13 protein-coding genes and 1 pseudogene are annotated in these 10,337 nt (G+C 73.8%); 3 read left to right on the forward strand and 11 right to left on the reverse strand.

All coding sequences use genetic code 11. The features are described from left to right. Positions 1-139 precede the first annotated feature (139 nt). The 5 genes from PSD17_RS29060 to PSD17_RS29080 form a co-directional block, all read right to left on the reverse strand. Positions 140-667, reverse strand: a complete 528-nt coding sequence (locus PSD17_RS29060) for a hypothetical protein (RefSeq protein ID WP_339125586.1) — start codon at positions 665-667, stop codon at positions 140-142. Then, on the reverse strand, positions 664-1,212 hold the full coding sequence (locus PSD17_RS29065; RefSeq protein ID WP_339125587.1) for a 3'-5' exonuclease: 549 nt from the start codon (positions 1,210-1,212) through the stop codon (positions 664-666). Before PSD17_RS29065 ends, PSD17_RS29060 begins: the two co-directional genes overlap by 4 nt. Next, positions 1,209-1,631, reverse strand: a complete 423-nt coding sequence (locus PSD17_RS29070) for a hypothetical protein (RefSeq protein WP_339125589.1) — start codon at positions 1,629-1,631, stop codon at positions 1,209-1,211. The genes PSD17_RS29065 and PSD17_RS29070 overlap by 4 nt, the downstream gene beginning before the upstream one ends. Further along, complete coding sequence (locus tag PSD17_RS29075) at positions 1,628-2,008, reverse strand: hypothetical protein (protein WP_339125591.1); 381 nt, start codon at positions 2,006-2,008, stop codon at positions 1,628-1,630. Before PSD17_RS29075 ends, PSD17_RS29070 begins: the two co-directional genes overlap by 4 nt. 297 nt (positions 2,009-2,305) lie before the next feature. Further along, the gene (locus tag PSD17_RS29080; RefSeq protein ID WP_339125592.1) at positions 2,306-2,587 is read right to left on the reverse strand and encodes a helix-turn-helix domain-containing protein; all 282 of its coding nucleotides are present in this window, start codon (positions 2,585-2,587) and stop codon (positions 2,306-2,308) included. Between the two features lie 361 nt (positions 2,588-2,948). On the opposite strand from PSD17_RS29080, the gene PSD17_RS29085 reads away from it, so the two are divergent. Continuing rightward, positions 2,949-3,254, forward strand: coding sequence for a hypothetical protein (locus tag PSD17_RS29085; RefSeq protein ID WP_339125593.1), 306 nt, complete (start codon positions 2,949-2,951; stop codon positions 3,252-3,254). 128 nt (positions 3,255-3,382) lie between these two features. Here PSD17_RS29085 and PSD17_RS29090 read toward each other — a convergent pair whose 3' ends face one another. Together PSD17_RS29090 and PSD17_RS29095 are read right to left on the reverse strand one after the other, a co-directional pair. After that, the gene (locus PSD17_RS29090; protein ID WP_339125595.1) at positions 3,383-4,930 is read right to left on the reverse strand and encodes a recombinase family protein; all 1,548 of its coding nucleotides are present in this window, start codon (positions 4,928-4,930) and stop codon (positions 3,383-3,385) included. Then, positions 4,927-5,268 carry a hypothetical protein gene (locus PSD17_RS29095; RefSeq protein WP_339125597.1) on the reverse strand — a complete coding sequence of 114 codons (342 nt, stop codon included), beginning with the start codon at positions 5,266-5,268 and terminating at the stop codon, positions 4,927-4,929. Before PSD17_RS29095 ends, PSD17_RS29090 begins: the two co-directional genes overlap by 4 nt. Positions 5,269-5,347: 79 nt before the next feature. On the opposite strand from PSD17_RS29095, the pseudogene PSD17_RS29100 reads away from it, so the two are divergent. Continuing rightward, a pseudogene (locus PSD17_RS29100) lies at positions 5,348-5,542 on the forward strand (MBL fold metallo-hydrolase); the annotation flags it as partial. A gap of 47 nt (positions 5,543-5,589) precedes the next feature. On the opposite strand, the gene PSD17_RS29105 reads toward PSD17_RS29100, so the two are convergent. The 3 genes from PSD17_RS29105 to mtnA all read right to left on the reverse strand — a co-directional run bounded on the left by PSD17_RS29105 (position 5,590) and on the right by mtnA (position 8,153). Next, positions 5,590-5,952, reverse strand: a complete 363-nt coding sequence (locus PSD17_RS29105) for a hypothetical protein (RefSeq protein WP_339125599.1) — start codon at positions 5,950-5,952, stop codon at positions 5,590-5,592. Between the two features lie 87 nt (positions 5,953-6,039). Continuing rightward, positions 6,040-7,188 (reverse strand): MFS transporter, encoded by a 1,149-nt coding sequence (locus PSD17_RS29110; RefSeq protein ID WP_339125601.1) that lies wholly within the window; start codon positions 7,186-7,188, stop codon positions 6,040-6,042. Beyond that, positions 7,185-8,153, reverse strand: coding sequence for an S-methyl-5-thioribose-1-phosphate isomerase (gene mtnA, locus PSD17_RS29115; protein ID WP_013672841.1), 969 nt, complete (start codon positions 8,151-8,153; stop codon positions 7,185-7,187). Before mtnA ends, PSD17_RS29110 begins: the two co-directional genes overlap by 4 nt. A gap of 23 nt (positions 8,154-8,176) precedes the next feature. Between mtnA and PSD17_RS29120 the strand changes: the two genes are divergently transcribed. Beyond that, positions 8,177-8,875, forward strand: a complete 699-nt coding sequence (locus PSD17_RS29120; RefSeq protein WP_339125603.1) for a gamma-glutamylcyclotransferase — start codon at positions 8,177-8,179, stop codon at positions 8,873-8,875. Positions 8,876-8,902: 27 nt separating this feature from the next. On the opposite strand, the gene PSD17_RS29125 is transcribed toward PSD17_RS29120, so the two are convergent. After that, the gene (locus PSD17_RS29125) at positions 8,903-10,336 is read right to left on the reverse strand and encodes an MFS transporter (RefSeq protein ID WP_339125605.1); all 1,434 of its coding nucleotides are present in this window, start codon (positions 10,334-10,336) and stop codon (positions 8,903-8,905) included. Position 10,337: the final 1 nt, after the last annotated feature.

The raw sequence follows: 10,337 nt of genomic DNA on the forward strand, positions 1-10,337 counted from the left end.
GCCGAGGCGGCCGGGGTGCAGTGCGGGCACCGGGCGGGGCGGGATGGGGCCGAGGGGACGCCCGGCATCAGCCGGGCCTCGACGACCCGGCGCCCGCCACACACCGGGCAGAACTGGGGGGCGCTGGCGGCGACGACGATCACGACCCGGCCGCCGGTAGTTCGAGGACGTCGCCCAGCGGGCCGAGGAGGTCGGCGAGCTTCTGGCGGATGACCTTGCGCCCGGCTGGGGACACGGTCGGGCGGTAGGACGAGGACCCCGGCAGCAGCTCGATGCCGGGGACGATCTCCCCGTCGGCGTCGACCACGAGGCCGTCGCCGTCGGGGTCGTCCAACTGGCGTTTCGCGTCGGCCAGCAGCGCCGACAGGTACGACGGCCGGATGGCGCGGGTGGTGACGATCTCGTCGGGGCGCGCACGTTCGACGTAGGCCATCAGGGCGTCCTCGTCGGTGACGACGGCGGACAGGGCGACCTTGGTCCGCTGGACGTCGCCGACCTCCTCGCCGGTCGGCAACACCGCGACGACCTTCCCGCCGGGGCGGATGGTGGGTTCGAGCGCGGCGCGGGCGGCCTTGACCTCGGCGGCGATCGCGTCGGCGAGGACCTTCGCGACCAACTGGCGGGCCGCTAGCTGGGCCTGCTGGTCGACGGTCAGTTCGGCGGTCATGCCGTCACCAGGGCCTCGGCGTGGTCGGCGACCGCGGACAGGACGTGCCAGGCCGCCACGGCGTCGGCCCAGGCGCCGTGGTCGCCGGGCGGGACGCCGACCGTCTCGCACAGCCGTGTCAGGCCGGGCAGGTCCCAGGGGGCGAACCCGAGGAGGCCGCCCGCGTACGCCTCGATGTCGAGCAGCCGGTGATGCCACGGCGCGTACGGGCGGAGGTTCGCCTCTCGGAACAGGTGCGACAACATCGCGGCGTCGAACGCCACGTTCGCCCCGGCCAGTGTGTTCCCTGACAGGGCGTCGTGGAGGGCGCGGGTCTGGGCGTACCCGTAGTCGCGGCGGCGGTGCGCGATCCGCTGGTGGTACCCGTTGATCCGCAACGCCTCGGGGGTGGCGTAGTCGAGGGTGTGCGGCGGGATGAACAGTCCGCGGGGGCCGGTGTCGCCGTCGGGCCAGGACAGGTACCCGACCTCGACGGCCCGGTTCAGTTCGGTGTCGAGGCCGTCGGTCTCGGTGTCGAGGACGATCACGTTCCGGCGTTCGGTCATCGCGGGAGTACCTCGTCGATCAGGTCGCGGATGCGGTACAGGGCGGCCTCGGCCTTGACGGCGCGCTGGCGGTCACCGGGTGTGGGGCGGCCCTGGATCGTGCGGTCGGCCGGGGTCCCGGCGCCGGGCCGCTGGGTGATCTTGGGTGTGCCCGCGGCCGGGCCTGGCTTCTTCCGGGTCGGCGCGACGACGGTCGAGGTGTCGCGGGGGCCGTGCGCGCGCTGGTGCGACGCCACGCTGGTGACCTTCTCCGCGGTGTATGTGCACTTGGTGCACCCGTAGACCTCGGACCCGTCGTCAAGCAGCAACCGGACGATGGTCCGGTAGACCCGCGGGGTGCCGGTGTCCTTGTCGACCCACCGGGACGGGACGTCCTCGACGGCCAGGACCTCCCGCGCGCCGACGTACGCCGCGGTCACGCGCGGCCCTCCTCGGCGGCCAGGTGTCGTACGGCGTCCTCGGCGTCGTCGACCTCGGCGGGGACGTGCCGGTGTGTGGTGCCTTGCAGCTCGCACGGCACGCCGTACAGGCGGCCCCGGCCGACGATCTTCGTGCCGTAGTCGACGGACTCGGTCCGCCAGGTGACCTCGGCCAGATGCTCGGCCCAGGCCAGGAGCGCCGAGGCGGTGCCGTAGATCGACCACGGGTAGACGCCGACGGCGTCCGTGGTGACCCACACCATCGACGGTGGCGGGAGGGTCGCGTCGTGGAGGGCGCGGGTCACGGCCGACGAGGCGGCCTCGAACCAGTCGGCGAATCCGGTCGCCGGGTCGGTGAACAGCGGACGGTCCACCATCAGGCACCGGCCGGGACGTGGGGACGGGACATGACGAAACCCTTCGGGTGGGGTGTCGGGTGTCTTGGAAACCCCCCGTGGGGGCGGGGTTCTGGGTGTCAGGAGGCGGGGCGTCGGCGGCGCCGGTGGGCGCCGAAGATGGCGGCCACGGCCTCACGTTGGGCGGCGGTCAGCGGCGGGGCCGCCGCGACGATGGCGGCGATACAGGCGTCCCGCTCCGCTTGGGCCTGGGTCGCGGTCAGGCGCCGCGTCGCGGGACGCCGACGGGTAACGCCACCCGTTCCGGCGGACATGGGGCTACGCGGTGCGGCGGTCGGGGGCCGTCGGCTGGGGAGCCGCCGAGGGACGCCGGATCGCCGCGATGTAGTCCGCGACCGACTGGCGGGTGATGAAGTAGCGCCCGCCGTGGATCGCCCGTGTCAGCCGCTTGTCTCGGATGAGACGCGACAGGGTGTATCGGCTGATGCCCAGCACGTCGGATGCCTGGGCGTAGGTGAGGAGGTGGTCGGTGTAGGTGGCGTTCATGGACGCCTTCAGGTCGTCGATCACGGCCTGGGTGGCGCCGAGTGGAGCGGTCACGGGGAGTGCCTTCCTAGCGCGCGCGGGGCCGGGGGTTCGGGGCCGCCGGTCCGCTACGGGGGGTAACGGTGTCGCGACGTTTGGGCCAGTCGGCGGCTGGCGCTAGGCCATGCGTCGCAACACGGCAGACATTGCCTGCCCTCGGCGTGTTGTGTCAACTCATAGCGCACATCGCGCTACTCTGTGCTACTTGCTTACACACGCGTGACACACGGCGCCACACGGTGCCACGGAACTCCGAGGGGGCTCGCTACCGTGAGACCGAGACGGGAGAGCCGTCTCGCCTGCTACCGAGAGACGAGGCGCTGACCCAATGCCTGCTGAGCATCTACGCGCGTTGATCCGTGAACGGCGGCCTGGGGTGACCGTCCGGCAGCTCACCCTCGCCGCCGACCTCGACCCCAACCGCATCGCGTACTACCTGAAACCCTCCACGAACATCGACCAGATGCCCAAGGTGTCCGCCATGAAGGACATCGCGCGGGCCATCGGCTGCGACGTCGTGGACGTGGCCGTGGCGTTCGCCGAGGACACCGGCATCCCCCTCGGCCCGCCCGTCGACGACCCGGAGCTGGCGCGGCTGATCAAACTGTGGCGACGCCTCGACAGCGCCGACCGGGCCACACTGTCGAGAGTGGCCGAATCGCTCGGGGGCGGACCCCCGTAACCCGCATGCCACACTGACCGGGCGCCCCGTCCGGTACGTCGCCCCGGACGGGGCGTCTCGGAAACAACGCGAACGGCCCCCCGCTCCGTGGGCGGGGGGCCGTTTCGTTGCCGCGGTACGGCGGCGCGTCAGGCTATCTGGCGCGGCATCCCGAGGGCGTCGACGTCCCGGCCGAACTCGACACCGATCGCCGTGTAGTCGAACTGGGTTCCGCGGGTCGCGGACGGGTTGATCGTGACGACGACGCCCAGCGCGATCATCAGCGTCCGGCGCTGGCTCACGTTCATCTCCGCCCACACCTGGCGGATGGCGTCGCTACCGAGGGCCGCCACCGCCGAGGGCGGGACGTTCTGGACCGCGCGGGTGGCCTCGGTCTCGGCCTCGGCGAGGACGGCGCGCCAGCGCTTGGTGCCACGGAGGTACTGGTCGCGGTCGATCACGTCCTCGTCGTGGTCGTCCTGAAGCTGGACCAGCTTGGCCCGCGCGTGGGCGGCGCGGTCGCGGGCCTCGGCCGCCGCGGTGTCGTCGGCGTCGCGGGTCGCCAGGTCGACCGCATCAGACCGCGACAGGCGGGTCAGGACGGCGTCGGTCACGAACTCGTCGACCTTGGCCTGGTTGCGCCCGACACACGCGCTGCCGCCCCCGGCGTGTGACCGGTCGCAGCGGTACATCACCTGTGCGGCGTGAGTCGGCCGGTTGCTACGCCGGGCCGAGTGGATTCGCAGGGGGCACCCGCACACGCCGCACACGCCGATCCCGTACGTCAGAAGGTGCCTCCGCGCGCCCGACTTGACCTTGGACCGGCCCGGCGCGGTCAGCAACGCCACCACGCGGTCGTGGAGGTCGCGGTCGACGATCGCGGGCCAGGCGGCGTCGGCGAACGCCTTGCGTCCGCGCATCCGAACGCCGACGTTCGCCGGGCGCACCGCGATCTTGCGGACGGTGCCGGTCTGCCACGTCTCGGCCACCTTCAGGGCGGGGCGGTCGTCGAGGCCGTTCACCTGGCGCAGGTGCCGCCGAGGCGGGGCAATGCCGTCGGCGTTGAGGCGGTTCGCGACGTCGCGCAGAGACCGGCCCTCCAGCAACTCCGCGACGATGCGGCGGACCACCGGCGCGGTCTGCTCGCACTCGACGTCCCGCCAGGACAGGACCGCGCCGCTGTCGGTGCGCTGGTACTCACGGCGCCAGCCGTAGAGCACGTGGCCCGAGGCGCGGCCCTCCTCGGCGCGGGCCAGCGCGGCGCGGGCGACACGTTCGCCCTTCAGTTCGGACTCCATCGTGTCGACCTCACCCATGAGGCCCGCGGTGGTCCGGCCGAACGCCGACCCGAGGTCGATCTCCCCACCCTTCACGAGGGTGATCGACACCCGGTGTTGGCCGAGGAAGTCGATCATTTCCGCGCGTTCGCGGCGGTTGCGGACGAGGCGCGACAGGCCGTAGGCGACGATCCGGGTCACCTCACCGCGGGCCACCGCGGCCATCATCCGGTCGTACTCGGGGCGCACCGCGCCCGGCCGCAGCACCTGGACGTCGTTGTCGGTGTAGACGCCCTGGACGTCCCAGCCGCGGGCCTGTGACAGCGCCAGGCCGTCCGCGCGCTGGCGCGTGACGCCCTCCTCCTTGTGGCGTGGGTCCAGGCTAATGCGGCAGTAGACCGCGACGCGCTGGGCGGTCATCGGGTCGCCCCGGCGGGGGTCCGGGCGTAGCACTGGGGACAGACCCACTCGTCGCCGCGCCGGTCCATCGGTTCGCCGTCGTCGGCGCACAGCGGGGACCCGTCGACGGCGGCCCGGCAGTACTGGCACCAGCCGCACGGGTCGGCCGCGTGGCCGTCGGCCAGACGGCGGGTCCGGTGCAGGACGACCGTCGAGTGGGTCTCGCACACCGTTGCCCACGGCGCCGTCGGGTCGTCGTCGATCCCGGCATCGGCTGCGTGGTACACGCCGATCTCGGTGCCCGTCTGGCGGGCGATGGTGGACCGCCGCCATCCGGCACGGTCGCTGTGGTCGATCATCGGGCGTCGCCTCCCGTGTGCCGCGTCTCGGCGTACCCGAGACGCTATGCGCTACAGGCTAGCGCATGTGTACCGCTGTGGTCCCCCGCGGTTCTCCGGCGGCCCGGGCGCGACGGGCCGCTCGTTCTCGTCGTTCGACACGATCATCGACTCGATCCGTGGCCGGCTGCTGACGCTGCCCGGCGACACCGCCGTGCGCACCGGCCACGGCGACTCGACGACGATCGGCACCGAGCTCCCGCACCTCGAGGAGTGGATCACCCGCGGCTCGTGACCGTGCGTGGCGATGGTCGCCCTGGCGACCATCGCCACTCACGGCCGTCACAGCAGGTGCACCGGTTCCAGCGCCAGCACCGGCCGCGCCGCGGGCCCGTACCAGGCCCGCAGCACCCGGCCGTCGAGCCGGGCCTGCGGCTTCGGACGGGCGCCCGCCCGCGCGGGCCACGGCGACGCGACGCAGTACGCGACCACCTCCTGCACCGCGTTGATCGTCGCGTAGGTGGCGGTCGCGACCTGCCGGTCGCCGGTCTCGCCGTCGAGCAGCCGGGGCGCGGCCGACCCGCCGACGACCGCGTCGCCCCGCAGCACGACGACCCGCCCGCCGTCGGCACGCACGCGCAGCCCGGGCGGGACGACGTCGTCGAGCCGTGTGGCGAGTGCGAAAGCCAGGTCGCGAGGGGTCACGACGATCACCGTACGAAGGTTTCCGCACGTCGGCAGGCCCTGGCGCTCGAAAGTGCGACGCCAGGCGGACCGGTCGTTCTCCGACCGTCACCGTCCGTGTCGCGACCGGGCCAGCGGCGCGACGAGCAGCAGGAACACCGTCCCTGCCGCGAAGGCCGCGCCGAAGCCGAACGGACCGGCCACCGCTCCGAGAGCGACCGCGCCGAGGCCCGTGCCCGCGTCGTAGGCGATGTTCCAGATCGCGCTGGCCCGGCCGTAGCCGGCCGGCCCGCCGAGCGCGAAGAGCTGCACGAGCGAGTCGTTCTGCACCAGGCCGAACCCGACGCCGACGGCCGCCGCACCCGCGACGAGCAGCAGCGGCGCGCCGCCGAGCAGCACGGCGACGACCTCCGCCGCCATCCCGGCCGCCGCGACCGCGACCCCCGGCAGTTGCAGCCGCCCACCGAGCCCTCGGGCGTCGGCGAGCCGTCCGGCCAGCCACCGACCGCCGAGCGAGCCGGCGGCCGTCGCGAACAGCGCGATCGTGGCGGCCGTCGCGGTGCCGGTGACCGGGACGAACGTGATCAGCCCGCCCTGCGCCGTGGAGCACGCGAGCATCGCCAGGAACGGGCCGGCCTCCCCCCGCCGCCGCGGCGCGGCCCCGACCGCCTCCGCCGGCCCGGAACCCGCGACCGGGCGCACGCGGCCGACCCGCAGCAGCGGCATCAGTGCGGCGCCGAGCAGCGGCAACGCGCCGCCGACGAACACCGCCGTGAACCCGAAGACCTCGACGACGGCCACACCCGCCGGCAGCAGCACCAGCAGCGGGAGCCCGACGGCGAGCCCGAACCGGCTCGCCGCGCGCGCGTGCTCGGCCGGCGCGACGAGCTCGGCGACCAGCGCGCTGCCCGCGACGGTGACCAGCCCGAACCCGATGCCGCGCAGCGTCGACACCGCGAGGACCGGCCCGAGCGCGGCCGAGAGCGCGAACAGCGGCGACGGCGCCCCCATGAGCACCATGCCTACCCCGAGCACCCAGCGGTGCCCCAGGCGGCGCAGCAGCCACGGCGTCGCGCTCTGCGTCGCGACGGTGACGGCCATCAGCACGCCCGTCGTGATGCCCGCGCCCAGCGGGCCCGCACCACCGCGCGTCGCCCACAGCGGGACGACCGGCAGCAGCAGCGAGTACCCGCCGAAGGCGAGGACCGTCGCGACCAGCAGCAGCCGGAAGGCGGCGCCGTCGATTCCGGCTCTCACCCCGCGGGCCGCCAGGTTCGCCGGTCGGTGACGATCGCGGTGACCAGGTCGTTCGGTGTGACGTCGAAGGCCGGGTTCCACGCCTGCGTCGCCGGCAGCGTCAGGCCCTTGCCGAGCACCTCGCCCGCGTCGCGCTCCTCGATCTCGATGGCGGCGCCGTCGGGGGTGGCGGTGTCGACGGTCGACTCCGGCGCGGCGACGACGAACGGGATCCCCGCCCGGGCGGCGGCCAGCGCGAGCGGATAGGTCCCGACCTTGTTGGCGACGTCGCCGTTCGCGGCGATCCGGTCCGCGCCGACGACGACGGCGTCGACCAGGCCACGGGCGATGATCGAGCCCGCGGCCCCGTCGACGACCAGCCGGTGCGGCACGCCGATCGCGGCGAGCTCGACCGTCGTGATCCGGGCGCCCTGCAGCACCGGCCGGGTCTCGTCGACGACGACGTGGGCCACCCGGCCCTGTTCGTGCAGCGAGCGCACCACGCCGAGGGCCGTGCCCCACTCGACGCAGGCGAGTGCACCGGCGTTGCAGTGCGTGTGCAGCCGCAGCGGATCGCCGCCGCACAGCTCGCGCAGCAGCGTCGCGCCGCGCTCCCCGATGGCGTGGCAGGACCGGACGTCCTCGTCGCGGACGGCGAGCGCCGCGGCGAGCACGGCGTCGGGTCCGCCGTCGGCCGCGGCGAGCGCCCGGCGGACGCCGACGGAGAGGTTGACCGCGGTCGGCCGGGCCGCTCCGATGCGTGCGGCGGCGTCGGCGAGTGCGTCGCCGTCGAGGGTGCGGGCGGCCAGCGCGACCCCCATCGCCCCGGCCACCCCCAGCGCGGGGGCGCCGCGGACCACGAGGCGGCGGATGGCGTCGACCATCCCCTCGACGGTCGTCACGGACACGGTGCGCAGCCGGGGCAGCGCCGTCTGGTCGAGCAGCTCCACGTGGTCGTCGACCCAGGAGATCGTCGGGGGTAACACCGCAACAGCCTAGGCTCGCGCTCGTGGCCGGGCCCTACGCGGACGAGGACTTCCCGGCCGATCCCTATCCCGGCACCGTGCCACCGACGTCGTACGTGCACGCCGACGGCGTGGGGTACGCGCTGGTCCGCGGCCGGGTGCAGGACGAGCCGCTGGACGGCTGGCTGGCGGCCCGCGGCGCGGCGCCGACGACGGGCCGGCTGCCGGTGCTGGCCTACGGCTCGAACCGCAACCCCTCGAAGATCAGCTGGCTGCGGGCGACGCTCGGGCTCGGCGCGGAGCCTGTCGTCGTGCTCCGGGTGCGCACCCGCGGGCTGGCCGCGGTGTGGGCGTACGGGCTGCGCACCCGCGACGGCGCCCGGCCTGCGGTGCTGGCCGCGGTGCCGGGCGTCGAGGAGGACCACGTCGTCTGGCTGGCGACGCCGGAGCAGGTCGCCGTCCTCGACGCCTGCGAGGGCGCGGGACCGGGCGGCGACGGCCGCTACCGCCTCGCGAGGCTGCACACCGGCGAGATCCGGACCCGCGACGTCGGCAGCGGGCCGACCCGCGTCGACGGCGTCCTCGCCTACCTGGGGGGAACCCCGGCGCGGCGCCCGCTGCTCGTCGACGGCGCCATGGTGCGGTGCGCCGACGTCCCCCAGGAGGCGGCCCGGGCACTCACCGGCGTCCCCGCGGTCGGCGACGGCGTGGTCGCGACGACGCTGCCGCCGCGGACGCCCTGACGCCGCCCGCTACGCGGTCGCCGACTGCTACCCGGTCGCCGCCACCGAGCTGGACACCGCGCCCGGGAGCGGCTTGCGCGAGCTCTCCTTCACGATGACGACGGCGGCCAGCGAGACGATCGCCGCCACCGCGAGGTAGGCGCCGGGGATCGCGTTGTTGCCGGTCTTGTCGACGAGCAGCGCGAGGATCGCGGGCGCCGTCCCGCCGAAGATCGACGTCGAGATGTTGTAGCCGATGGAGAAGCCGCCGTAGCGCACCTCGGTGTGGAACAGCGCCGGCAGCGTCGCCGACATCGTGCCCAGCAGCATGACCAGCAGCAGCGCCAGGATGACCAGGCCGAGGACCGTGCCCCACGCCGTCGCCGTGTCCAGCAGCATGAACGCCGGGTACGACAGCACGATGAACCCGATGCACGACGTCACGATCAGCGGCTTCCGGCCGATCCGGTCGGACAGCGCACCCACCGGGATGATGACGAACATGATCACCAGCATCATGCCGAGGACGTAGAGCAGCGCCGGTGTCGCGGCCAGCTTGAGCGAGGTCTGCAGGTAGGTCGGCATGTAGAACAGCACCGTGTAGACGGCGACGTTGTAGAACAGCACCAGCCCGATGCAGACCAGGATCGGGCGCCAGTGCCGGGTGAGGACGTCCTTGAGCGGCGAGGCCGAGACCACGGACCGCTCCTCCAGCGCCCGGAAGGCGGGGGTGTCGTCCAGCCGCGACCGCAGCCACAGCCCGACCAGGCCGAGCGGACCGGCGATCAGGAACGGGATGCGCCAGCCCCACGCGTGCATCGCGGCGTCGGACAGCGACACCTGCAGGATCGTGACCAGGCCCGCGGCCAGTACGAACCCGCCGGTGGTGCCGAACTCCAGGAAGCTGCAGTAGAAGCCGCGCTTCTTGTCCGGCGCGTACTCGGCGATGAACGCGGCGGCGCCGCCGTACTCCCCGCCCGTCGCGAAGCCCTGGACGAGCCTGATCAGGATGAGCAGCACCGGGGCTCCCCAACCCGCGACGGAGTACGTCGGCAGGCAGCCGAGCAGGAAGCTCGCCGCCGACATCGTGACGATCGTCATCGCCAGGACCTTCTTGCGGCCGATCCGGTCGCCGAGCGGTCCCAGCACGATCCCGCCGAACGGCCGGACCAGGTAGGCGACCGCGAACAGCGCCAGCACCAGACCCACGTTCGAGCTGGTGTCACCGCCCAGGATGGCGGCCGCGATGTAGACCGTCACGTAGCTGTAGATGCCGTAGTCGAACCACTCGACCAGGTTCCCCATCGCCGCCGCGCCCACCGCCTGGCGGACCGTGGACTCCGACACCTCGCTCTGTACCTGCGTGCCGCTCTGTACCTGCGTGCCGCTCTGTACCTGCGTGCCGCTCTGTACCTGCGTGCCCGCCGCGCCGCCGTGGTCCGGGTCGTCCTGCCGATGCTCCGCGTCACCGGTCGTCGTCATG

Source organism: Pseudonocardia sp. D17 (genome assembly GCF_036984265.1).
GTDB classification, from domain to species: domain Bacteria; phylum Actinomycetota; class Actinomycetes; order Mycobacteriales; family Pseudonocardiaceae; genus Pseudonocardia; species Pseudonocardia benzenivorans.

Excerpts from the sequence above, each read along its gene's own strand:
- PSD17_RS29090 (WP_339125595.1), bottom strand. The coding sequence starts at position 4,930 with ATGACCGCCCAGCGCGTCGCGGTCTACTGCCGCATTAGCCTGGACCCA.
- PSD17_RS29075 (WP_339125591.1), bottom strand. The coding sequence starts at position 2,008 with ATGGTGGACCGTCCGCTGTTCACCGACCCGGCGACCGGATTCGCCGAC.
- PSD17_RS29095 (WP_339125597.1), bottom strand. The coding sequence starts at position 5,268 with ATGATCGACCACAGCGACCGTGCCGGATGGCGGCGGTCCACCATCGCC.
- PSD17_RS29060 (WP_339125586.1), bottom strand. The coding sequence starts at position 667 with ATGACCGCCGAACTGACCGTCGACCAGCAGGCCCAGCTAGCGGCCCGC.
- PSD17_RS29065 (WP_339125587.1), bottom strand. The coding sequence starts at position 1,212 with ATGACCGAACGCCGGAACGTGATCGTCCTCGACACCGAGACCGACGGC.
- PSD17_RS29125 (WP_339125605.1), bottom strand. The coding sequence starts at position 10,336 with ATGACGACGACCGGTGACGCGGAGCATCGGCAGGACGACCCGGACCAC.